Here is a 22,378-nt window from a genome sequence, read left to right as displayed (position 1 = left end):
AAACTGCCTGGAATGGGTTGGAGCCGGATTGACTTTGCAGAAGCTGAATGGTATAATTTTTAGGTTAACGGAATCCTATCTGTATTATCGGAGGTTGTACATAGATGAAAAAAATCCTGTCGCTTCTGCTCGCCGCCGCATTGGTTGCCGCTTCCTTTTCCGCCTGTAAGCGGGAAACCGAACCGGTCGAACCACCTTCCTCCTCTTCCGAGCCGGAGCCGGTCTACGTCTATCAGGACGGAGAATATTCCGTCTCCTATGCGGTGCCCGCCATCGACCGCACGCTCGACTACCTGACCATTTCGGTGAAGGACGATGAAATCACTATTGAGGAATACGGCATGAAAGAGGATCCGGGCCCGGCTTCCCAGACAGGCGATTCTTCCGCATCCGGTGAAGCGGTTTCCACGCCTGCCTCCTCCGCCTCCTCCAGTGCGGAATCCACAGCCAGCGCTTCGGCGGATTCCTCCTCCCAAGCGCTCACCACCGCCGAGGCAGAAGCCCTCGAAGCCGCACAGCTGATCCTTGAGGAATATAACGGCGTGCGCGGGAATCTCGATAAAATGGAACCCATCAAAGACCAGGAGGAGCACACCTACCGGTTTATCCGCATGATGCGAACCGCGCTCGAATCCGCCGAAGCGGGCGATCAGAAATCGGTCACGCTGGGCAAATATGCGGATGGCACCTATAAATCCACCATGCCTGACTTCAATTCGGACGGCTGGAAGGAATATGTTGAACTGACTGTCAAAGACGGCCTCATCGATACGATCACCTACGACGCCATCGGTAAGGACGACCCGGCATCCCGCATCACCACCGACACGTCGCTCAATTCCGGCAGCCAGGGCCCGTCCTATTACTATCCGCAGATCGTCACCAACTTCATCGAAGCGGGCGACGACCTGACGAAGGTCATGTCCCCCACCAACGGCGCTTCCGCCACCAAATCGTTCAGCAAACTGATGAACCCGCTGCTCGCAAACATGATCTCCGGAGGGGAAAAGGAGATCATTGCCCCACGGTATGTGAACGGCACCTACCGCGCACAGTTCACCGACTTCGATGAAAATGGCTGGAAGGATTACGTGGTGATCCGCATCGATAGCGACAAGGTCACCATCAAGGAATTCGATGCGATCAGCAAGGCTGATGAGACCAAGCTGAAATCGCAGGATGCCGAGCTGGCTGCCAAGCAGAAGGAAAAGACCGGCATGACTCCGGAAAAGGCATTCGACGCGCTCGAAAAGAACTGGAACGGCGCGGATAACGACGTCACCAAAGTGGAGAATGTCGCAGGCGCAACCGTCTCCTCCAATAACTTCAAGCTCCTGGTCGGCCAGATTCTGGCGACCGCCGCGCTCGAAGGCGACAACGAAGCCACGCTGGAGGTTGAACGGATCGCCTCCACACCGGCAAAATAAACATAAACCAAAAAGCCCCCGGCCAACGGCCGGGGGCTTTTTGAACATTCTTCTTACATTTCAAATGCGTCATGGATGGCGCTGAGCGCTTTCTCGCTGTCGTCGAGCGAAACCAGCACCGAGATCTTGATTTCACTGGTCGAGATCATCTGAATGTTGACATGCGCCTCCGCAAGCGCCTCAAACATCTTGCTCGCAACGCCGGGATTCGACTGCATGCCCGCGCCGACAATTGAAACCTTCGAGATGTTGTCATCGCAGAGGATTCCCTTGCCATTCACCTGTTTGTTGATCTCCTCCATCAGTTCCATCGCGGCCTGCTTATGGGAACGGGAGATGGTAAAGCTGATATCCTTGGTGTTGTCGCGGCCGATCGACTGCAGGATGATATCGACATTGATCTTCTTTGCGGCAAGCTGGGAGAATATTTTAAACGCAATACCCGGCTGATCGGGAACACCGACGATCGAAATACGGGCAACATCGTTATCTCTTGCGACGCCTCTGACAAGCATTTTTTCCATTTTGACAACCTCCTTAATCTTGGTGCCGGGGTTCTGGGTGTAACTCGAAAGAACCTCAAGGTTCACGTTGTATTTCTTCGCCATCTCGACCGAACGGTTGTGCAGGACGCCCGCACCAAGCGTCGCGAGCTCGAGCATCTCGTCGTATGTAATCTCGTCGATCTTCCTTGCATTCTTGACAAGGCGCGGGTCGGCGGTGTAAACGCCGTCCACATCGGTGTAGATCTGGCACAGATCGGCATGCAGCACAGCGGCCAGCGCGACCGCGCTCGTATCCGAACCGCCGCGGCCCAAAGTGGTCAGGTCGTCATAGCGGTTGATCCCCTGGAAGCCCGCCACAATCACGATGTTGCGCTTGGAAAGCTCGTTGTCGATACGTTCCTTGTTGATCCGGCGGATACGCGCCGCGCCATGGGTCGAGTCGGTCAGCATGCCCGCCTGCCAGCCGGTCAGCGAAATCACCGGAAATCCAAGTTTTTCGATCGCCATCGCGAGCAGTGACATCGAAATCTGCTCACCGGTGGTGAGCAGGACATCCATCTCTCGCTTTGATGCGTTCGGATTGATCTCCTGAGCCTTTGCAATCAGGTCGTCGGTGGTATCGCCCTGCGCGGAAACCACAACCACCACATTGTTGCCCTGCTGGTAAGTATCCGTAACGATCCGCGCCACGTTAAAGACGCGCTCCGCATTCTTTACGGACGATCCCCCGAACTTCTGTACCACTAAGTTCATTGCTATTCCTCCAAATGTAGATTCAAAAATCCTGTTATACCCGCTCAATCACGGTGCCCAAATTGTCTATAGACAGTGTATGCACCTGCCAGCCGCCGAGTCCCAGCGACGGAAGCCGCCGCGCGACGCAGTCGCCGAAATCCGAGAGCTTCGCGTCAACGATCGCCATCAGCGTCGGACCCGCGCCGCTCAGATAAACCGCATAGGCACCCAGATCGTAGCAAGCCTCCATCACCGGTTCAAAGCCCGGGATGAGCCCCATTCGGTACGGCTGGTGCAGCCGGTCATCGGCTGCGATGCGCAGATTCTGGTAATTGCCGCTGTAGAGCGACACCGACATCAGTGCCGCGCGCGACAGGTTGAAAACGCCGTCCCTGCGGTCAATCCGGTCGGGCAGCACCGCGCGCGCCTTCGAAGTCTTGAGCTCGAAATCCGGGATGACCGCCACAAAATGCAGTTCCCCCCTGATCTCCTGCTTGACATAATGGACCCGCCCGGCTTCAAACACCGCCGTGACCAGCCCGCCGCAGAGCGCCGGGGTGGAATTGTCCGGGTGCCCTTCGATGCCGGCCGCAATGTTGATGAGTTCCGCATCTGAAACGGGGTTGCCCATCAGTTTGTTCGCGCCCTTGAGCCCGCCGATTACGCAGGCCGAGGAGCTTCCAAGCCCGCGCGCGAACGGGATGTTGTTGATCTGCCCGATCTTGAGTCCGCGAAACGGCACTCCGCACAATTCATAGAGGTGCTTCGCGGTCGAATAGACAAGATTGGTTTCGTCGGCCGGGACCGGGGCCCGGTCGAGCGATTCGATCACAACGCCGTCGTATTCCTCCATCGTGATGTAGTTGTAAAGATCGACCGCAAGGCCGATTGAGTCAAAGCCCGGCCCGATATTCGCGGAAGTCGCCGGGATGCGTATCTTCACCGTCAATAGTCCAGCACCCGGATCTTTCCGAGGACCTCCACGCCCATCCCGGTGAGCTTTTCGACCGCCGCGTCAATCGTGCGTTCCGGCAGCGCCTGCTCCGTCACAAAGGCAAATTCGTCGGCCGGCTGTCCCGGGCGGGAAAGTACCTGCACCTCGCCGAGCAGCTTCCTCGCCACTTCCAGCACCTTGACCTCGTCCGAACGGCAGCGCAGATAGACCCGGGTCACATTGTCCGCGCGGTCCGCGACATTGCCGCCCTCCGACGGATTCCACCGCAGCGAAGGGCTGGTATCGGTCGCTTTGACGCATTCGATGATATCGCCCACAACGGCTGAAGCGGTCGGGAGCTTGCCCGCGCCCTTGCCGTAGAACACAACGTCGCCGGTCGCGTCGCCGCGCACGAGGATGCCGTTGAATACGTCGTCCACCGTGCCGAGCTGGCTCTCATGATGGATGAAGGCCGGCGCGACCATCGCGGTGATCTTTCCGCCGTCGCCGGCGCGTTTGCAGCGCCCGATCAGCTTGATGACCGAGCCGAAATCCTGCGCATACGCGACGTCCTCGAGCGTGATTTTGGTGATGCCTTCGGTGTAGACGTCCTTTGGGAAAACATGCTCGCCGAACGACAGCGACGCCAGGATGCAGATTTTGCGGCAGGCGTCGTGGCCCTCCACGTCAGCGGCCGGGTTGCGTTCGGCGTAGCCAAGCTTCTGTGCCAGCGCGAGCGCCTCGTCGAACGCCATATTTTCACGGATCATTTTGGTTAAGATAAAGTTGGTCGTGCCGTTTAAGATGCCCGCGATCTCATCGATCTGGTTCGCGGCCAGGCACATATGCAGCGGCCTTATGATCGGGATGCCGCCGCCGACGCTCGCTTCAAACAGATAGTTGCAGTGGTGCTCCCGCGCAACCGCGAGCAGCTCGGCGCCTCTCTGCGCGACCAGTTCCTTATTGGAGGTCACAACGCTTTTGCCGCGTTCAAGGCAGGCCTTGGTGAAACCGTAGGACGGCTCAATACCGCCGATCACCTCGGCGACGACCTTGACCGAATCATCGTCCAGGATCTTGTTAAAATCCTTTGTGAAGCGGTCCGCGAACGGGCTGTCGGGAAAATCCCGCACATCCAGTATGTATTTGAGATCCAGCTCCTGGCCCGCTTTTTTCTGCAGGCTTTCGCGGTTTTTGAAGAAAACCTCCACCACGCCCGAGCCAACCGTGCCATATCCCAGTACGGCAATATTGATCATGTTGCTACCTCCCTGACGGGGACCGTCTTATATCCCCGTGATTTTCTTTCTCAAATGGTCTTTGCTTCGACAATCCCGTCGAGGTTTCCCAGCATCTCCAGGATTTCCAAACGTGAACAGCTCGCGTTGCCGATACGCGCGGAAATCGAAACGATCGCCACGCCGTCAACCGGGATGTTCTGGTTGACCGTGATGATATTCGCGCCCGCCTTATAGAGTTCGGTCAGGGTGGAGGAAAGCACGCCCGGCCGGTCCTCCAGCGTGAGTGAGAAGGTCACAAGGCTCTCACTCATCCGCTCATCATAAAGATAGACGGAATCCTTATACTTATAAAAAGCGCTGCGCGAGATGCCCGCCAGCTTTGCCGCCTGGGAAGAGCTTTTTGCTTTACCTTGCGCAAGCAGCATCTTCGCCTCGACAACCTTCAGGAAAACCTCCGGCAGCACCTGGGCGCTCACCAGGAGGAAATTGGGCTTTTCGCTCATTTCCGTCCACCTCTCACATACTTTTGTATCGCAGCCAAATACACTATACCATACCGTTTTGTGAAAGTAAAGGGGCAGTTTGTTTATTAATTGTAAGAAATTCCAGAAGGTCTTGTTTAATATATACAACGGTTTTTCCATTCTGCATAGCTTCCTGCCAATGTTTTGTACTGTTTGGCACGTGGTTATATCGGCCGGTGTTTTCAGCATAATATGCTAGAAACGGGAGGTGAGGCGGTGCAGGAACAGGAAAAACGCCAGACTTTATTTTACATCCTCTATTATGCCGCGATCGGCGGCACGCTTTTCTTTTTCTTCAAATATGTCTGTATCTGGATGCTGCCGTTTTTCCTCGGCACCGGCATCGCGGCGCTGATGCGGCCGCTCACCCTTTCCTTTGCAAAGCGCGCCCATATTGGCGAAAAAACCGCCTGCGTGCTGATCCTGCTTTTTTTCTATCTGACGGTGGCGGGCGCGGCTGGACTGTTTCTCACCATTGTGCTCGCCCAGCTTTATGAGCTGCTTTTGCGCCTGCCGGATCTCTACGCACAGAACATCGCACCGGTGCTCGACCGGCTGAGCGGCTGGTTTTACGGTCTAGCCGGCCGTTTCTATCCGGACACCGGGCAAAGCCTTGAAAGCCTTTCGGATGCGATCGCCGCCGCCACACAGCAGGCCGCGGTCGACGGTTCGGCCCACCTGGTCAGCTGGGCCGCGGGAATCGCCGCAAAGCTGCCCCTCCTGCTCATCGCGGCAGTTTTCACCGTCGTCATCTCGATTTTAACCGCATCGAATTACCGCATGGTCGCGCGTTTTTTGCGAAACCTCATCCCCAAGCGGCTTGCGCCGCGCGTATGCGGGCTGCAGCGCTTCGCACGCGAGACCATCTGGCAGTTTGTGCGCGCCTACATCATCATCATGGCGGTCACTTTCTGTGAACTCGGCTTCGGGCTGTGGCTGCTCGGCTTTGAATATGTCCTGCCGGTCGCGGCGGCCATCACCCTGCTCGACATCCTGCCGCTCATCGGCAGCGGTACAATCCTAGTGCCCTGGGGACTCGTGCTGATCGCGGGCGGAGATCCGCCCGGGGGGATTGGGCTGCTCCTGCTGTTCGCGGTCATCGAGGTCATCCGCAACATCATCGAACCGCGCATCGTGGGCGACCAGATTGGCCTGCATCCCATTGCAACGATCACGTCCATGTACGCCGGGCTGCAGATCGCGGGGTTCGTCGGGCTGTTCGCCGCCCCCGTTCTGGTTCTTTTCGCCCGCTATCTATATGAAAACGGCACGGAAGAAGCGCTCTGACAAGCGCTTCCCCGTGCCATTTTTTTAACCAAGCAGCATCTCCACCGCTTCCGGCAGCTGGTCCGCGGCCGTGATACGAACATCCGCGTCCCGCACCTCATCCGGATAGAGCCCGTAAAGACAGCCGATCACCGGCACCGCGTTATTTCGGGCGGCTTCGACGTCGTAAACGCGATCCCCGACCATCACCACTTTTGCAGGTGCAAATTTCTCGATGACCCGCCGCAATAAATCGGATTTATCACAGCCGAGCACAACATGCTGGACAAAATCGAAGTACTGGGTCAGCCCCAGGCTGTCGAGCACCTGATAGACATAATGGGATTCCCCGTTCGAACAGAGCGCGACTTTATAACCGCGTGTACGCAGTTTTGCAAGGCTCTCCGGAATGCCCGGATACGGGCGTCCCCGCCGGACAAAATCCTGCACATGGCGGCCAACCGCACGGGAGTATTCGAGGTATTCCTCCATGGGGCGGTCGGGCATCACAATTGCGCGGGCATTCTCAATCGTGCAGCCAATCAACAGCTTGAGCCGTTCATCCGAAAGCATGGGCAGCCCCCGCTCGCAGAGCGCCGCCTTATAAGATGGGATCAAGAACAGATCCGATTCACTGAGTGTCCCATCCAGGTCGAAAGCCACAACTTTTTCCATGTTTTTTCCTCCCAAGCCTCCAAAGTGTTCCTCATAGAGTATATCATACAAAAACTCGGAATCATATTGTGCAATTCTGAAAAAATCTCTTTGTTTTTCCCGGGAATAATGGTATACTTAATATGGATTTTGCCAAAAATACAGAACGTTTGTCGAAAGGAAGAAGTAGAATGGCTGATACAGCGTTTTTCAAGACAACGACATTCGGCGGATTCGACAAAAAGTCGGTCCTGACTTACATAGATTCCCTCAATGAAGGATTCCACAAAACCGAGCAGCAATACCAGGAAAAACTGAACGCTTTCGCGCAGGCACAGGAATCACAGATCGCCCACATCAAGAACCTGGAGGCGCAGCTCGCCGACCAGAACGGCAAGCTTGAAGCAGTCGCGCTCCAGCTTGAAGAGGAACGCCGCCAGGCCGCCGCCGCGCAGGAGATGCTCAAAACCCTGCAAACCCAGAACGAAGAGCTGCAGGAAGAGCTGAACGCCTCCGAACGCGAGGTGAAAATCCAGACCGAGCGCAGCCGCCAGCTGCAGTTCAAAGCCGAAAGCCTCGACTACAAGAGCAAAAAATACGACGAGCTCTCGAACCAGATCGGTGATACCATCATCGAAGCCAAGCGCGACGCGGAGCGGATTGTTGCTGAAGCGAATGCCCAAGCCAAACAGTCCGTGGACCAGGCCAATGCGCAGGCCAAACAAATCACCGATCAGGCCAAGGATTATATGAAGAATTTCTATGCGGAACTCGCAAGCTTCAATGGCGACGCGGGCAGACTGCGCAAATCGATCGAAGAGATCCTTTTCGTCCTCAATGACCGTGTCGATGTGATGCAGGAAGTGATCAGGCAGATCGAGGACCGGTTCAACCCGCAGGAAGGCGGGCTCAGCTATATCGAGGAACCCGGCCAGCCGTTTGCCGAACCGGACGACGAGGCGGGACATTTGGGAGGGGTAACGCGTGAAGACCTATCGGATTGATGCCTCCGACCTGAAGCGTATGGCCAAGGAACTGCGCGCGGGCGACCGCGTGCTGCTCAGCGGGACGATCTATACCGCCCGCGATGCGGCGCATAAACGGATCATGGCCGCGCTCAAGGACGGCGGCCCGCTTCCCTTCCCTATCGAAGGCTCCACCATTTACTTCGTAGGCCCGACCCCCGCGCCCGAAGGCATGGCGATCGGCTCCTGCGGGCCGACCACCTCAAGCCGGATGGACCCTTTTACCCCCGCGCTTATGGATCTCGGGCTTGCCGCCACAATCGGCAAAGGAGACCGTTCGCAGGCGGTTTACGATGCGATCGTCCGAAACAGAGGTGTCTATTTCTGTTCGATCGGCGGCGCGGGCGCGCTCGCCGCGCACTGTATCAAACGATGCGAGGTCCTCGCCTATGAGGATCTTGGCTGCGAATCGGTCAAACAGCTGCTTCTTGCGGAGCTGCCGCTGATCGTCGCCGCCGACTGTACCGGCCAAAACCTTTTTGAAACCGGCAGGGCGCAATATCACATCGCGTAACCATAAAACGGAGAACTCCCCGGCGAAAAAACGCCGGGGAGTTTTTGCACCCTTTTAAAAGCCCTGCAGCAGCCTGAGCAGATACCATGCCGGCGAAAAAAAGCGCAGTATACCAAGCCCAGCCGGAAGCAGTTCCGGGCTTATAATCGAACCGGAACAGAATATTCCCGCCAGCAGCCAGACCGGCATCAGCGCGGCAACCGCACCGGAAAACCGCCGCAATGCCGCCGCAAGCATACGGAAAGCAACGCCCAGCAGGGCAAGCGCCACCAACAGCGCGGCGCGTCCGGCGGGCTGATATCCGCCCGGCAGCAGCCGGCTGATGCAGACATCCGTCAAAACCAGTACCGCCAGATTGAGCAGCACATCAGCCAATGCCGGCGCCAGGGCGCCGGAAAGCCGCCGGCCGGAAAGGGCCGAAAGCTGCTGCAAGGCGCGTTTTCGCTCATCCCCCGCAAGCAGTCCGGACAGCACCGCGCAACCCAGAAAAGCCGTGGTAAGCACCGCGTAGAGCAGCAGGGAGACACTTTGCTCCGCGAGCGCCTGCACCGATGCCTTCCCGACTGTTTGCACCGTAATGGTCATCGGGGTGGCTTCGCCGCGCAGCCCTGCAAGTATCCCTTCCACATCGGCTGAACCGAGCCCCGCCTGCATCAGGTAATCCCGCACATCCTGCGGCAGTCTCGCCTCGGCGTAGGCGGAAAGCACCACCTCATCCAGCAGCGGACGCATATAGGAGCCGTCGGTTGTGAGCGCGGTGACCGGGTTCTCCCCGTCGGAAATCCGATATCCGCAGTGCAGCTTTCCGGCCAGCAGATCCTTTTCAAGCGCCTCCACGCTGTCGAACAGCAAAAAACGGCAGCTGGCGTTCTTCTGTAAGATTTCCGCCGTATCCCGCCCGCTCTGCGACTCGGCAAACAACCCAACTGTCAAGCCGGATGGCTGTCTGTCCGGCAGTAACACCGCAAACCCAAGTGCCAGCACGAGAAAACAGGCCGCCGTCACCGCAAAGGAAGCCGAGCGCAGCCGCGACCAGATCTGTAAACGCAGGAGCGTCCCGAAATACCGCATCAAGCCACCCCCTTATGCCGCCAGCAAAACCACGCCAGCAAAAGCATGGCCGCCGCCATGGCCCCCGCCGCCAAAACGGAGCCGCTGGAAAGCGGCTCCCCCAGGACTGCCCCGGCAAGCGCGATCGCCCGCCCCGCGGGCAGGAATCCCGCAATTCCGGTAAAGGCGGCGGGCATCAGCGCGAGGGGCAAAAAGCCGCCGGCACAAAGCCCCATACCGGTGGAAAGCAAAATCGATGCGGCCGCGCAGGCGGAAAAACTTTCGGTCAACAGGCAAATGGCCAGTGTCCAACCGCTCACGAGCAGCAGAAACAGCAAAAAGGCCGCGAGTTTTTCCATCGTAAAGCCGAAACGGTGGCAGGCGGGCAGAAAGAGCAGCAGTCCCAGAGCCGCCGTAAATACCGCGATATGCGCGAAGGCGGACACAAAGAGCACCATGCCGTCTGCGCGCGCCCGCACAGCAAACCGTTTCAGACCGCGCACCGCAGGCATATAGAGGAACCCATAGGCCAAAAACAAGAGTGCGCAAAGCGACGCCGCATAATAAAGCGGCAGCGAAAGCGTGCCGGTTGCGGAAAGGCGCTCCTGCGCGACAAGTTCCAGCCGCGAAAGGAATTCTTTAAGGAAGGTGAGGTTCACATCCATAAGCAACAGCTCGTAATCCTTCCGCGGCATACCCTCTCCATAGTTCACCGCTTCCTGAACCGTGTACACCCCAAGCTGCGCGGTTGTCAGCGCCGAAGCGCCAGCCTGGGCGAGCTCCCGCACCCACATTGCTTCAAGCGGCGTGGAGATATCCACCTCCAGAACCGGGCTGCGGTTCTCACCGGTCAGCACGCTGTCAAGAAAGCCGTCCGGTATGGTCAGCACCGCGTTATAATGCTGGCGGTCCAGTTCCTCCGGCGAGGCAAAAGACACCTGAAACAGATCGGACAAGCTTTCCATTGACGCAAACGAACGCAGCAGCGTCCTGCTCATCGGGTTCTGGTCCAGGTTCACGATCGCAACCTCAGCTTTGGGGACGCTTTTTTCCGGCACGGCGGCAAACACCGCCCCCAGAAGGCCCAGGCAGACTGCAAAAACGCAGAGCAAGCACAGCAGCCTGCGGCCGCTGTGCTTGCATGCGATGTAAAATGCAGTTGCAAATAGCTTCATGAAGTATGTATCCCCTGCCGTTTATGCGCCCATCAGAAAGGGCATGAGGGAACCGAAGAACTGCTGCGCTCCCGCTTCCATCTTCTGCATTTCAGTTTGCAGTTCCAGTTCGGACATCTTGAACAGCTCTTTGGTTTCCCTGGAAATCACATAGGGTGAATCGATCGGCGCGCTGTCCGCGTCGAGCTTGAAGTAAAGGCTCATCGTCTGCCCTTCGGTTGTGAGCGAACCGCCGATCTTTGGATAGGTGAATACCGCCTTGCCGTCCGTCTCGGAAACAGAGCCTTCCGCCACCAGGTCAACCGCAATTTCCTCGGCGCCGACAGCTGTGGGCGCCGAAATGTCCATATTGACCCCGAAGTTGGCGGCCCCTTCCCGATCAAATCGGAAAGACTCGGACAGATTGAGTGTAAGGATATTCTCCGCCTGCACATCAAAAGCCACTCTAAGGTCATAGGCGCCATCAGCATACTGATCGTCCAGCGCCATCTTTATGTCGACGACTTCACCCTCTCCGGCGCCAGTTATTTTACAGGCCACAGTGAGTTTTTCGGTCATATCCTCAGCAAGCGCATAGTTCAGGGAGATTCCTTCAAAGGTGACGGTATTCACCGTGACCGGTTTGACGACCGCCAGCACCGACTGAATGATGTTCTTTTTGCCCACTTTTACCACTGCTTCAGTCTCCAGCGGCGGCATTTCCTGCTCCAGGACGCCAATGATCTGATCGTTCATAAAAGCTTCGTAACTCATCCCGGTGTCGATCAGCATCGGCTCGAAAGCAGCGCGATATATTCCCGCGAACGGCGAATCAAAATAGAGATACTTCACAACATCGATCACCGCGCCTTTGACATCCTCTCCCGGAATGATGATCTTATAGCACTTGAGGCCCTCCTCTTTAGGCGCTTTCTCAAAGGTGGCGTTGTCCAGCGCGCCGCCCATCAGCCGGTACAGGTCTTCAGCCATCTGTTTCTGGTTGGCCACGCTCATCGCGTCCATCGAGTTCAGCTGGCTGTTGATCTCTTCCTGCATCATGTTGAGCGTCTGTTCATCCATCCCGCTCGTCGCATAAAGCGGGCTCTGCTGGAAATCCTGCGCAAAGGTCGCAGGATTAAACGAGAACACCGTATCAGAAAAGCTGGGGATTCCACCAGCGACCAGTTCCGGAGAACCATACAGATAAAGCCCAATCAGATCCGCTCCATCCATATGTACCGCGCCATCCAGTTCAAAAACCTTGCTGTCCGGATCGTTGACATAGCTCCCCTTCAGGCCGAAGCCCTTGAGTATTTTGGAAATGATGGCGTTTTCCGCAGTGCTGACGCCCATGTCAACCTGATCGACAGCAAGGTTAAAGTTGGTTTTCGCCGGGGCAGGTTCGGCCAGACCGGTCAGGTATTTCATACCGGGCAGTTCCTGTGCCAGCCGGTCCTTCTGCGCGGCTACCGCGGCGTTGGTCGAGGTAAACGCCTTGGAAACCGCGTCCCGCGGTTTCATAAACATCCCACCCAGCGTTGCCGCCAACAGGGCCACCGCCGCCACCAGCACAACGCACAGGATTCCAATAATCAGCATGGCCGGGGATTTTTTCTTGACCGGCGGCTCAGGCGCGGTGTAAAGGCTTGCCGGGTCTGGCATCTCCGCCGTCTGATAAGGCATTTCCTGCTGTTCTTCGCCAGCTGGTTCATCCTGCCTCACTTCGGCCTCCGGTGCGTCCTGCGTCTCTTTCTTCTCGGCAGGCTCAGCTACCGCGGTCGCGGCGTCCTGCTGTCCCGAGAGGGTCTGCTGGCCTTCCAGTTCCTCTCCGGGAATTTTGTTTTCATCCATTCTCTGGTACCTCCTAATCGGTTGGGTTCATTTTCTATGAAAAGCTTTATGCGCGGGAAAGCAATGTGATAACCTGCGCGGTCCGCGCGGAAAGGTCCCCTTCCAATTTCTGAGGGGCCAGGGTCTGATGATCCTTCAGAAGAATCACTGAATCGGCGGACGCGGCAATCTGATGCGGGTCGTGCGAGGAGAAAAGAAGCCCCGCGCCCTCGGATTTGAGCCGGCAGAGCAATTGGACGATCTCTTCCCGGCTTGCAAGGTCGAGGCCATTAAACGGCTCATCCATGAGAAGGTAAGCCGGGCGACGGACCAATGCACAGGCAATCTCGGCGCGCTTTTTGAGCCCGCCGGAAAGCTTCCGCACCGTGCGGCGTGCATAGGGCGAAAGCCCCAGCTGCGTTTCCAGCGCGTTTTGAGAGAATACTTCCCGCGCGGGACGCCCTGCCGCCGCATACCAAAGCAGCAGGTTGTCCCGCACGCTCAGGTCGGTCAGCAGCGAAAGCTCCTGCGGAACGTAACCAATCGTTCCGTCACAGGATACCTTCCCCGCGTCCGGCTTTTGCAGGCCCGCTGCGATGGTGAGCAACGTGGTCTTGCCAGCGGCATTCGCCCCGGCAAGGCAGACCGCCTGTCCACGTTCACAGGTGAGCGAAGCGCCCTCCAGTACCGCCGTCCTGCCATAACGTTTCACAAGGCCCGCCGCTGTCAGCACATCATCCCCACCTTCCAATAATCAATATGAGTATAGCATAACGCACCGCCGCATGACAATCCCATTTCCGCTTGCAAAACATGGTATCAGGGCCGCGGCAGGATTGCCGCGGCCCTGGGTAAATATATCCCGTTTTTTCGGGAAGGCCTCTCCGCGCCTGCGCAGGCAGCGCCGCCCTCTGCTTTGAAGGGGCAAACGGCGCCGCAAATGCGCGGGGGCGTTTATTTATGACCGTCAAACAGCAGAACGCAATTCTTCCCCTGCTTTTTGGCCGCATAGAGCGCGGTATCAGCGCTGTGGTAGAGCGAATGGAAATCCCGCCCATCCTGTGGGAACAGGGATACCCCGATGCTGCAGGAAATCCGATCCTGGCAGTCCTGCCCATTCAAAACTCTGTTGAAAATTCCAAGGGTCTTATCCGCACGGCCAAACACGAACTCCCGCGATGGGATTCCTTTGAGGAAAACCAAAAACTCATCTCCCCCAATCCGCCCGATCACATCCGAAACGCGGAACAGCTTCTTCATTTCACCCGCAATAGCCGACAGTACCGCGTCACCGAAAAGATGGCCTCTGGAATCATTGATCTGCTTAAAATTGTCCACATCAATAATCAGCAAGGCACAGGCCTCTTCCGGCTGCGAAGTCTCCAGCACGGATTCCACCAGCTTCTGGGCCGTCCCGCGGTTATAGAGTCCGGTGAGCGCGTCCTTTTCCGCCTTATCGAGCAGATTCAGCATCAGCCGCTTTTCCGAATCGATATCCACAATTACGCCGACCGATTTAATCGGCTTTCCCGCGCCGTCGAACTGCACGCTCGCGCGGATACGGCACCAGATATACCGCCCTTCGGAATTTGCGATGCGCAGTTCCGTTTCCGTATACGGCGCCCCCCGCCGCGCATCCTCCACAAGCCGCAATGCCCCCTCCTGATCATCCGGATGGATGGGCGCATTCTTTAACGCGGTTTCCATACTCTGGGCGGGAAACACCGGATAGCCAAATTTCTTTTCCCAGTTTTGAGAAACCATGAGCGAATTCTCTGCAATATCCCATTCAAAAATGATATCCGTAGTCTGATCCATGATGATCTGATGCCGTTCCAGGCTTAAACGAAGCTCCTCCTGGACCTTCTTGGTATTGGTGATATCAATTACGATGCAGTAATAGGTATCCGGTTCCGCCGCGTCTTTCGACTTGACCAGCTGCCCTTTGTCAAGCACCCACATGGCATGCCCATCTTTGCAGTCCACCCGGTATTCGATTTCCTTCGTATTGCTGTACTGAAGCTGGCGCTGCGCTTCCCGCAGGGCGTTTTCCCGGTCGTCCGGATGGATCATCAGCCAAAAACTGTCCTGGAAGAGATCTTTGATTTCTGCCCTGCTGTAACCAAACATCGAAAGAAAGCCGTCGCTAACCTGCAGAAGCGTGAGCGGCTCAGCAGCAGTACAGCGGAACACCCCGCCGGGAATATTGTCCGTCAACGCGCGTAGATCCTCGTTGCGCGCCCGCAATTCGGCAGACTGTCTCTCCAGTTTCCTGCGCAAAGCCCGGTTTTTCAAAGGTTCCATAGCGGCGTTCCCTTTCGTATACAATCAGGCCGGATTTTCTTCCAGCCATATATATATGAATTATAGCACATTTCGGCTCCCTTTGAAAGGGCCCCCGAAAAAGATTCCTCATTGCCGTGCTATTACGGCATGCACCTTCCACAACTGCCGCAGCCGCCTGCGCGCGGCAGGTCCGAATCTCCGAAGACCTGGCCGGCAAGCCGTTTTCCGGTCGGCGTGGCGGCCAGCCCGCCTTCGGCGGTTTCCTTGAGCGCGGGCTCCATCGCGTCTCCCACCCGCTTCATGGCGCCGATCACTTCATCGGCCGGTATTGCGCTGCCGATACCCGCCAGCGCCAACTCTGCTGCGGCCAACGCGTTCGCCACACCGGCGGCATTGCGCTTGATGCAGGGAATTTCCACCAGTCCCGCCACCGGGTCACACACCAGGCCAAGCACATTTTTCAGCGCAATGGCCACCGCGTCGGAAACCTGCTGCGGCACGCCGCCCGCAAGCTCAACCAAGGCGGCTGCTGCCATCGCGGAAGCGGAACCGCATTCTGCCTGGCATCCCCCCTGCGCGCCGGCAAGCGACGCTTTGTTTGCGATCACCATACCGACCGCCGACGCAGTAAACAGCGCCATCACGCAGTCGCGTTTGGGTAGGCTGCGCGCCTCTTTGAGCGAAAGGATCGCTGCGGGCAGAATCCCACAGGACCCAGCGGTCGGCGCGGCCACGATCCTTCCCATCGCGGCGTTCAGTTCGGAAACAGCCAGCGCCTTGGTCAACGCGCTGCCAAACAGCCCGCCGCAAAGCGTTTTTTCCGCCTCCACAGCCCTTTGCATCTTATGGGCGCTCCCACCGGTCAGTCCGCTGGCCGAGCGGAGTCCCGGCGCACAACCTTCCCGAACCGATGCGGCCATCACATCGAGGTGGTTTTCCATCTGGGAAAAAACTGCTTCCTCGGTGCTTTCCAGCTCCTTTGCCTGCTGCGCAAGTACAAGCCGTGAAAGTTTTTCCCCGCTTTCCTGTGCCGCGCTCACAAGCCCTGCGATCGAATCATAATGTATATCCATTTCTTTCTCCTTTGTCAAATCGGCTGCAGCATGGTGGAACCGATGACGTTCGGCAGCTGCCGGATACAGGCGTTCAGCTCCTTGCCCACCTGCCCATCCACCTCTATAGTCATAACCGCCGTGCCGCCTTTCTGTTCGCGGGAAAGCCGAAAATTGCAGATATTGACCCCAAGGCTTGCAATCAATTCGGTGACTTGGGCGATGGTCCCCGGCGCGTCCCGATGCAGGACAATCAGAGTGGCGTATTGGCCGGTGATCTCAACCGGCATCCCATTGACTTCAGTGATCAGGATATTTCCGCCGCCGACCGACGCACCCTGTACCCGCACTTGACCTCCGCTTTCCCCGATCAGTATGATCAGCGCGGTATTGGGATGCGCGTTTTCGAAAAACTCCGGCCGGATCGAAACCTCCAGGCCCTGTTCCTTCGCCAGTTCAAGGCTTTTGCGGATACGCGGATCGTCGGGCTTCATGCCCATGATACCCGCCACCAGCGCTTTGTCGGTTCCATGCCCTTTATAGGTTTTGGCAAATGAGCCATGCAGGCGGATGTCGGCCCGCACCGCTTTCTCGCCTAGCAGCGCGTAGGCAATTCGCCCAATACGCACCGCGCCCGCTGTGTGGGAACTGGAAGGCCCTATCATCACTGGGCCGACGATATCAAACACCTTCAAAACCATCCCGCCATTTCCCTGAATTTTTTGTCTATGATCCCGCACACATGAAGCGTGCGGGATCATGGCGCATCAGGACAGCAGCGCCAAAGGCGCGAATCGTCCTGCGTATAAGCCGGTGGAATAACTGCTCTGCGGCTATTGTACCACAATAAAAGGGAATTAACAGTATCTGGAGGCATAAAAAGAGCGCGGGCTGCCAAGTTGCCCACGCTCTTTTTCCTATTTATCGGGCGGCCCGCGCTTCCACGCTTTTGATCAGCCGCAGGACGTCCTCAAACGCTCCCTGGAAATCCTGCCTGCTGCGGGTGCGCGCCACCGAGAAGGGCACCGCCACCCGGTTGATCGAAAAGATCGCTGTAACGCCCATATCGTAAGCGCCTGCCGCATCGTCTCCCACGTCGCCCACAATCGCGTAAACCGGCACCCCCTGTTTCTGCGCGCGGCGGGATACGCCGATGACCACCTTGCCACGCAGGGATTGGCTGTCGATCTTGCCTTCTCCGGTGAAAACCGCATCCGCATCGGCAATCACACGGTCGAACCCGACAATGTCAAGCACCGTCTCGATGCCGGACTTGAGCTTGCCGCCCAGGAAAGCAACCACACCCGCGCCGAACGCGCCTGCCGCGCCCGCGCCGGGCAGCTGTGCGACGCTCTCAATGCCGAGCGCTTTCTGCATAATCTTGTCGAGCGCCACCAGTTTGGCGTCAAGGAACTTCACCATTTCCTCATCCGCGCCCTTCTGCGGCCCAAAGATATACGCCGCGCCGGTCACGCCGTGCATCGGATTCTCAATGTCACACATAACGGTGATATCCACGCCGGAAAGCAGTTTCTTTGCCGCCGAAAGATCGATTGCCGCAATCTTGTCAAGCGTACCGCCGACAGGGACGAATTCGCTGCCCTGCGCATCGGTGAAACGCACGCCCAGAGCCGCCGCGCAGCCGCAGCCACCGTCGTTGGTGCAGCTTCCGCCCAATCCCAGAATCACCTGCTTGGCTCCGTTCTCGACCGCGTGCTTCACCAGCTCGCCCACTCCGTAGGTGGTGGTGCCCACCGGGTCCTTGCAGTCCTCCACCATTGGCAGGCCCGCCGCGGCCGCCATTTCCACCACCGCAAGGTCGCCGAAGCGGCCATAGAAGCTGTCAACCGGCTTCATAAACGGGCCGTTTACCCGCACCGCGATCTTTTCGCCCTGCATCGCATGTAAAAAGCACTCCACTGTGCCTTCGCCGCCGTCCGCAACCGGAAGCGTGACCACTTCGCAGTCCGGAAAAAACTTCCTTACCTTGTCGGAGGCCAGGTCGCAGATTTCAATCGAATCCAGCGACCCTTTGAACGAATCGGGGATCACCACACACTTTTTCATTGGTTTGACTCCTTCCACACTTCTTCACACTTTTAAAAGAACCCCCGCCGCCAACACGGCTTTTGGTCTTTAATCCCATTATAACACACCAAACCTGCTTTGAAATTGTGTCAGGAACCAAAAATTCACCAGTTTTTGTGGCAATACGAACATACCAGGACATACAGAGGAAAGCGCCCCGGCCAAAGGCCGGGGCGCTTTCCTCATTCAAAGGAGCTTATTCTTTTCACGCTGCTGCACAACCTTTTTCCAAGCGTAAAGCGCCAGCGTCACCGCGATGATGCCGTATGCGATAAACACCCGGAAATATTCGCCGATCTCGGCGCTGCCGAACAGGTTCTTGCCCGCCATCGGGGAGACGTTAAAGAGCAGGTGGAAGAGCACCGTCCCCATCAGCGCCTGCCCAACCGTGGCTTTCGAGACCGCCGCGCCGCCAATCAGCAGCGCCGCCGCCGAAAACATGCCGACATTTTCGTGCGCATTGTAAGTGGAAAGATTGCCGAGGTTCTGCAAAAAAATGATCTGTCCGAGCGCCGCGATCACCGTCGAAATACAAATGGCGATGATACGGGTACGGTTGACATCGATGCCCGCCACAGCCGCGACCCCCATGTCCTGTCCAACCGCGCGCATCTCCTGACCCAGCTTGGTCCTCAAAAACGCGGGGATCAGCAGGCACAGTCCCGCGATCAAAAGAAACGGCGCCATCGGAATCTTTACCAGCATCTGATAGGAGGCAAACTGCGGCAGTCTGCCTCCCACCAAACCGAACACGGTTACGGTCCCCCAGAGCACGGTTATGGAAATACGTCTCCTGACACGATTTTGCGGCCGCAGAAGACGGATTGCGTTCACCGCAAGCAGCAGCGCGCCAAGCAACGTGATGCCGGTGAATAGATCGACCTTCCAGAGGTTATCAAGCGCGTATTTCATATTTCCAAGATCGATCGTATTGCGCACGCCGACCCCTGTACCGAGCATGATTTCCGGTGCGTCAATCGGGAAGATCCCGCCGAGCGCGAACAGAAAGATAAACTGGTAGACGCCCGCCGCGAAAAAACCCAGGATCATGCTGGTGATCATCTCCTGCCCCTTCGTGCGGTTTAAAAGCAGGCCGGACAGCCATCCGAACAGCACGGCCAGTGGAATCGAGATCACCGCCGCGATGAAAACGGCGGTCATACCGGTCAATCCAATGACACAGACAATAAAAATAGCGACCTGCCCGGCCATCGCCCCGAGCACGATGCCGAAGTTGAGACCCAAACCGGTGAGGATCGGGATGATCAGAGAAAGCACCAAAAAAGCATTGCGGTCAAAACGCGCGACCACATCCATCAGAATGACAGCCGGATTCGAACCGGAAAAAAGGACGCCCAGAAGGCAAATTGCCGAAAAAAGGATTGGCACGATATTCGCAACCAGAAAGCGCTTGACTGCGCCGGATTTTGGACGATTCATTTTCCTTTCCCTCCCGTCTGCGAAAGCGCGTATAGGATGATGCCGTTTGAAACAATGATCCGGATGACCTCCGACAGGCTCCCCTCCGGCATCAGCTGGTTTGCGACGGGCAGCGCGATGGTGAGCAGCGCCTGGAACAGGAAGGTGCCGAGGATCACATGCGAAATGCGGATCTTCCCAGCCGACGCGCCGCCCAGCAGCACCGCCGCGACCGGCGCGAACGCCATATTGAGCGGCGCGTTATAGAGCTGGTAAAAACCAAAGCTCTGCGCATAGAAAATGATCCCAACCGCGCCGATCACCGTGGAAAGCACTGTGCCAACCATCCTGCTGCGGTCGACCGAGATTCCGCTTGCCGCCGCAAAGCGTGGATTATCGCCCGCGGCCTGCATGGAAATACCGGTTTTTGACCGGGTGAACAGCCACATCAGCAGGCACGCAAACAGTGAAAACAGGATGAGTCCCGTCGGGATCTTCACCCCGAATACGGTGAAGGAGAGGAAGTTGTTGAAGATGGCGTCATAGTTCCCGGCGAGCGCGATGGTTGAGCGCAGGCCCGATCCCTGCCCGCCGATCGGCCAGACCATCTCCGGCGACCGAAACGGGATCACCAGCCAGCCGATGCACATAAGCGATACGACCGAATAACCCACATAGGTGCCAACCACCATCTCAGAACCCTTGACCGCGTTTAAAAGTTTTCCGTAAAGCCAACCCGCCGCCGCGCCAATTGGCAGCGAAATGGCGATTGCCGCAAGGATTCCCGCCCAACCGAGAAGCCCCAGCTCGATACTGATCAGCCCGGCCAAAATGCCGCATAAGAGCCCGACCGGCAGGCCAAAGTTCATGCCGGTGCCGGAAAGCACCGCCGGCACCATCGCAAGCGACATGACCAGATTCATTCCGAACCGCACCAGCACGTCGGAGGTGAGTGTCGCAAGGTCCTGCCGCTGGAAAACCGCCGTCACGGTAAGCAGCAGCAAAAACGCCAGGATGATGAGGCGCGGAAGTCCCATCTTTTGAATCATCAATTTCGGATTGTTCATTGCGCGCCTCCTTTCCCGGTGCTGCCGGACATCGCAAGCCCAAACGCCGCGTCCGCATCGTCCGGCCGCAGGACGCCCGCCAGTTTTCCGCCGGTTATGATCGCGATCCGGTCGCAGACCAGCCGCAGTTCAGCCAGCTCCGACGATGTCATGATGACCGTGAGCCCTTCATCCTGGTTGAGTTTCACGATCGTGTCAAGCACCAGGCTTTTCGCGCCCACGTCGATTCCGCGGGTCGGTTCCGAGATGAGCAGCACATCCGGGCCGAGCAGCAGGGCCCGCGCGATGCAGACCTTCTGCTGGTTTCCGCCCGAAAGGCGGCGCACCGGCTGGGCGGGCCCAGTACAGCGGATGTCGAGCTCCTGAATATACCGATTTGCGGTTTCACGTACTGCGGCCATATCGAGCTGGCTCAGGACGCCCACCCCTTTCAGAAACCGGTTCTGGTTCACGGCCGCCGGGATGACCATATTCAGTTCAATCGCGGTGTCCGGCAGCAGCCCAACGCCGCGCCGGTCCTCCGAAACAAAACTCAGCCCGGCGGCGATTGACGCTTTCGCATCGTTCAGCTTGAGCGGCTTTCCGGTGACAAGAACCTCCCCGTCCGCCGGATAAAGCCCCATGAGCCCATTGGCCACGCCGATCTTTCCCTGCCCGGCCAGACCGCCGAGGCCGAGGATTTCGCCTTTATAAACATCGAGGTCGATCCCGCGCACCATTTCGCCCGGCATCTGCACCCGGAAATTGCGCAGTGAAACCGAAATCTGCGACCGGTCTCCCGAATAGGCGCTTTCCTTTTGTTTAAGGTCAATCTTTCGGCCAACCATCAGCTCGGCAAGCTGCTCGATGGTGGTGTCCTCCTTGTTAAGCGTCCCGATCAGCGCGCCGTCGCGCATGATTGTTACCTTGTCCGCCGCATCGATCACCTCGTCGAGACGGTGGGTGATAAACAGAATCCCCACCCCGTCCTCCGCCAGCTTTTTCATCGCTTTGAGCAGGCTTTTCGCTTCGCTTTCGGTGAGCACAGCGGTCGGCTCGTCAAAGACGAGCAGGCGGGTGTTCTCCCGGTCGATTTCGCGCGCAATCTCAATAAACTGCATATATCCCACCGGAAGCCCCGCCACCGGTAGCTGTTCATCCACATCCATCCCCAGCCGGTCGAGCGCCGCACGCGCATCGGCCGCCATCTTTCCGGCGTCGAGCGTCTGCAGCTTTTGGCCGAACAGCATCCCGAGCAGTCCAGGTTTCAGCGGCTCACGGTTCAGCTTGATATTTTCCGCGATGGTGAAGCCCGGGATCAGCATAAATTCCTGATGCACCATCCCAATCCCCAATTTCATCGCGTCGGATGGACTGCGCACCGCGACCGGCGCACCGCCAATCTCGACCGAGCCGGTAAAACCGCCTGTCTCATGGATCACCGGCATCCCGAAAAGGATGTTCATGAGGGTTGATTTGCCGGCGCCGTTTTCGCCGCAGAGCGCGTGGATCTCGCCAGGCATGACCTCAAGCGAGATGCCCTTGAGCACCTGGTTTCCATAATATTCTTTTTTGATATCCCTCATACGAAGGACGGGTGTGGTCTCCTGCAAAACGCATCGCTCCT

General features: G+C 57.6%; 20 protein-coding genes. 4 read left to right on the top strand and 16 right to left on the bottom strand.

Translation table 11 applies throughout. The features are described from left to right. Nucleotides 1–104 precede the first annotated feature (104 nt). Entirely contained in the window at nucleotides 105–1,427 is a 1,323-nt protein-coding gene (locus tag BN4275_RS11855; protein ID WP_066458514.1) for an FMN-binding protein, read from the top strand. 53 nt (nucleotides 1,428–1,480) lie between these two features. On the opposite strand, the gene BN4275_RS11850 is transcribed toward BN4275_RS11855, so the two are convergent. The 4 genes from BN4275_RS11850 to BN4275_RS11835 are packed head-to-tail and all read right to left on the bottom strand — an operon-like array spanning nucleotide 1,481 to nucleotide 5,346. Continuing rightward, the gene (locus BN4275_RS11850) at nucleotides 1,481–2,686 is read right to left on the bottom strand and encodes an aspartate kinase (protein WP_066458511.1); all 1,206 of its coding nucleotides are present in this window, start codon (nucleotides 2,684–2,686) and stop codon (nucleotides 1,481–1,483) included. 34 nt (nucleotides 2,687–2,720) lie between these two features. Further along, complete coding sequence (gene thrB, locus BN4275_RS11845; protein WP_066460402.1) at nucleotides 2,721–3,611, bottom strand: homoserine kinase; 891 nt, start codon at nucleotides 3,609–3,611, stop codon at nucleotides 2,721–2,723. 2 nt (nucleotides 3,612–3,613) lie between these two features. Further along, nucleotides 3,614–4,861, bottom strand: coding sequence for a homoserine dehydrogenase (locus BN4275_RS11840; RefSeq protein ID WP_066458507.1), 1,248 nt, complete (start codon nucleotides 4,859–4,861; stop codon nucleotides 3,614–3,616). A gap of 50 nt (nucleotides 4,862–4,911) precedes the next feature. Beyond that, nucleotides 4,912–5,346, bottom strand: a complete 435-nt coding sequence (locus tag BN4275_RS11835) for an ACT domain-containing protein (protein ID WP_066458505.1) — start codon at nucleotides 5,344–5,346, stop codon at nucleotides 4,912–4,914. A gap of 237 nt (nucleotides 5,347–5,583) precedes the next feature. Here BN4275_RS11835 and ytvI point away from each other — a divergent pair, with 237 nt between their 5' ends. Beyond that, nucleotides 5,584–6,654 (top strand): sporulation integral membrane protein YtvI, encoded by a 1,071-nt coding sequence (ytvI, locus tag BN4275_RS11830; protein ID WP_066458502.1) that lies wholly within the window; start codon nucleotides 5,584–5,586, stop codon nucleotides 6,652–6,654. Nucleotides 6,655–6,678: 24 nt separating this feature from the next. On the opposite strand, the gene BN4275_RS11825 is transcribed toward ytvI, so the two are convergent. Next, nucleotides 6,679–7,308, bottom strand: a complete 630-nt coding sequence (locus BN4275_RS11825) for an HAD family hydrolase (protein WP_066458499.1) — start codon at nucleotides 7,306–7,308, stop codon at nucleotides 6,679–6,681. 170 nt (nucleotides 7,309–7,478) lie between these two features. On the opposite strand from BN4275_RS11825, the gene BN4275_RS11820 reads away from it, so the two are divergent. After that, nucleotides 7,479–8,291, top strand: coding sequence for a DivIVA domain-containing protein (locus BN4275_RS11820; protein WP_066458496.1), 813 nt, complete (start codon nucleotides 7,479–7,481; stop codon nucleotides 8,289–8,291). Then, on the top strand, nucleotides 8,272–8,826 hold the full coding sequence (locus tag BN4275_RS11815) for a FumA C-terminus/TtdB family hydratase beta subunit (RefSeq protein ID WP_158572825.1): 555 nt from the start codon (nucleotides 8,272–8,274) through the stop codon (nucleotides 8,824–8,826). The genes BN4275_RS11820 and BN4275_RS11815 overlap by 20 nt, the downstream gene beginning before the upstream one ends. 54 nt (nucleotides 8,827–8,880) lie before the next feature. Here the strand turns inward: BN4275_RS11815 and BN4275_RS11810 are convergent, their stop codons facing one another. The 11 genes from BN4275_RS11810 to BN4275_RS11760 form a co-directional block, all read right to left on the bottom strand. Beyond that, on the bottom strand, nucleotides 8,881–9,897 hold the full coding sequence (locus tag BN4275_RS11810) for an ABC transporter permease (protein WP_066458493.1): 1,017 nt from the start codon (nucleotides 9,895–9,897) through the stop codon (nucleotides 8,881–8,883). Then, entirely contained in the window at nucleotides 9,897–11,051 is a 1,155-nt protein-coding gene (locus BN4275_RS11805; RefSeq protein WP_066458491.1) for an ABC transporter permease, read from the bottom strand. Before BN4275_RS11805 ends, BN4275_RS11810 begins: the two co-directional genes overlap by 1 nt. Nucleotides 11,052–11,072: 21 nt before the next feature. Further along, complete coding sequence (locus BN4275_RS11800; protein ID WP_066458489.1) at nucleotides 11,073–12,881, bottom strand: hypothetical protein; 1,809 nt, start codon at nucleotides 12,879–12,881, stop codon at nucleotides 11,073–11,075. A gap of 46 nt (nucleotides 12,882–12,927) precedes the next feature. After that, nucleotides 12,928–13,593, bottom strand: coding sequence for an ABC transporter ATP-binding protein (locus tag BN4275_RS11795; RefSeq protein WP_066458487.1), 666 nt, complete (start codon nucleotides 13,591–13,593; stop codon nucleotides 12,928–12,930). 221 nt (nucleotides 13,594–13,814) lie between these two features. Next, a complete protein-coding gene (locus BN4275_RS11790; protein ID WP_066458485.1) occupies nucleotides 13,815–15,164 on the bottom strand; it encodes a GGDEF domain-containing protein in 1,350 nt (449 codons plus the stop codon). A 122-nt stretch (nucleotides 15,165–15,286) separates the two neighbouring features. After that, nucleotides 15,287–16,219, bottom strand: a complete 933-nt coding sequence (gene sdaAA, locus BN4275_RS11785; protein ID WP_066458483.1) for an L-serine ammonia-lyase, iron-sulfur-dependent, subunit alpha — start codon at nucleotides 16,217–16,219, stop codon at nucleotides 15,287–15,289. Nucleotides 16,220–16,233: 14 nt separating this feature from the next. Further along, complete coding sequence (gene sdaAB / locus BN4275_RS11780) at nucleotides 16,234–16,893, bottom strand: L-serine ammonia-lyase, iron-sulfur-dependent subunit beta (RefSeq protein ID WP_066460398.1); 660 nt, start codon at nucleotides 16,891–16,893, stop codon at nucleotides 16,234–16,236. A gap of 226 nt (nucleotides 16,894–17,119) precedes the next feature. After that, nucleotides 17,120–18,265, bottom strand: coding sequence for a glycerate kinase family protein (locus BN4275_RS11775; protein WP_066458481.1), 1,146 nt, complete (start codon nucleotides 18,263–18,265; stop codon nucleotides 17,120–17,122). A 207-nt stretch (nucleotides 18,266–18,472) separates the two neighbouring features. Then, complete coding sequence (locus tag BN4275_RS11770) at nucleotides 18,473–19,726, bottom strand: ABC transporter permease subunit (protein ID WP_066458478.1); 1,254 nt, start codon at nucleotides 19,724–19,726, stop codon at nucleotides 18,473–18,475. Next, complete coding sequence (locus BN4275_RS11765; RefSeq protein WP_066458473.1) at nucleotides 19,723–20,772, bottom strand: ABC transporter permease subunit; 1,050 nt, start codon at nucleotides 20,770–20,772, stop codon at nucleotides 19,723–19,725. Before BN4275_RS11765 ends, BN4275_RS11770 begins: the two co-directional genes overlap by 4 nt. Beyond that, complete coding sequence (locus BN4275_RS11760) at nucleotides 20,769–22,364, bottom strand: sugar ABC transporter ATP-binding protein (RefSeq protein ID WP_341423443.1); 1,596 nt, start codon at nucleotides 22,362–22,364, stop codon at nucleotides 20,769–20,771. The genes BN4275_RS11765 and BN4275_RS11760 overlap by 4 nt, the downstream gene beginning before the upstream one ends. Nucleotides 22,365–22,378 lie beyond the last annotated feature (14 nt).

The sequence above is a fragment of the Anaerotruncus rubiinfantis genome, assembly GCF_900078395.1.
Lineage (GTDB): Bacteria > Bacillota > Clostridia > Oscillospirales > Ruminococcaceae > Anaerotruncus > Anaerotruncus rubiinfantis.
The sequence above is the reverse complement of the archived record's forward strand: the minus strand, read 5'-3'. Positions and strand labels throughout refer to the sequence as shown.

Bases quoted from the DNA above. Each gene is read 5' to 3' on its own strand.
- BN4275_RS11855 (WP_066458514.1), top strand. From the start codon at position 105: ATGAAAAAAATCCTGTCGCTTCTGCTCGCCGCCGCATTGGTTGCCGCT.
- BN4275_RS11825 (WP_066458499.1), bottom strand. From the start codon at position 7,308: ATGGAAAAAGTTGTGGCTTTCGACCTGGATGGGACACTCAGTGAATCG.
- BN4275_RS11790 (WP_066458485.1), bottom strand. From the start codon at position 15,164: ATGGAACCTTTGAAAAACCGGGCTTTGCGCAGGAAACTGGAGAGACAG.
- BN4275_RS11765 (WP_066458473.1), bottom strand. From the start codon at position 20,772: ATGAACAATCCGAAATTGATGATTCAAAAGATGGGACTTCCGCGCCTC.
- BN4275_RS11805 (WP_066458491.1), bottom strand. From the start codon at position 11,051: ATGAAGCTATTTGCAACTGCATTTTACATCGCATGCAAGCACAGCGGC.
- BN4275_RS11770 (WP_066458478.1), bottom strand. From the start codon at position 19,726: ATGAATCGTCCAAAATCCGGCGCAGTCAAGCGCTTTCTGGTTGCGAAT.
- BN4275_RS11800 (WP_066458489.1), bottom strand. From the start codon at position 12,881: ATGGATGAAAACAAAATTCCCGGAGAGGAACTGGAAGGCCAGCAGACC.
- sdaAA (WP_066458483.1), bottom strand. From the start codon at position 16,219: ATGGATATACATTATGATTCGATCGCAGGGCTTGTGAGCGCGGCACAG.
- BN4275_RS11835 (WP_066458505.1), bottom strand. From the start codon at position 5,346: ATGAGCGAAAAGCCCAATTTCCTCCTGGTGAGCGCCCAGGTGCTGCCG.
- BN4275_RS11775 (WP_066458481.1), bottom strand. From the start codon at position 18,265: ATGAAAAAGTGTGTGGTGATCCCCGATTCGTTCAAAGGGTCGCTGGAT.
- BN4275_RS11840 (WP_066458507.1), bottom strand. From the start codon at position 4,861: ATGATCAATATTGCCGTACTGGGATATGGCACGGTTGGCTCGGGCGTG.
- BN4275_RS11850 (WP_066458511.1), bottom strand. From the start codon at position 2,686: ATGAACTTAGTGGTACAGAAGTTCGGGGGATCGTCCGTAAAGAATGCG.
- BN4275_RS11820 (WP_066458496.1), top strand. From the start codon at position 7,479: ATGGCTGATACAGCGTTTTTCAAGACAACGACATTCGGCGGATTCGAC.
- BN4275_RS11810 (WP_066458493.1), bottom strand. From the start codon at position 9,897: ATGCGGTATTTCGGGACGCTCCTGCGTTTACAGATCTGGTCGCGGCTG.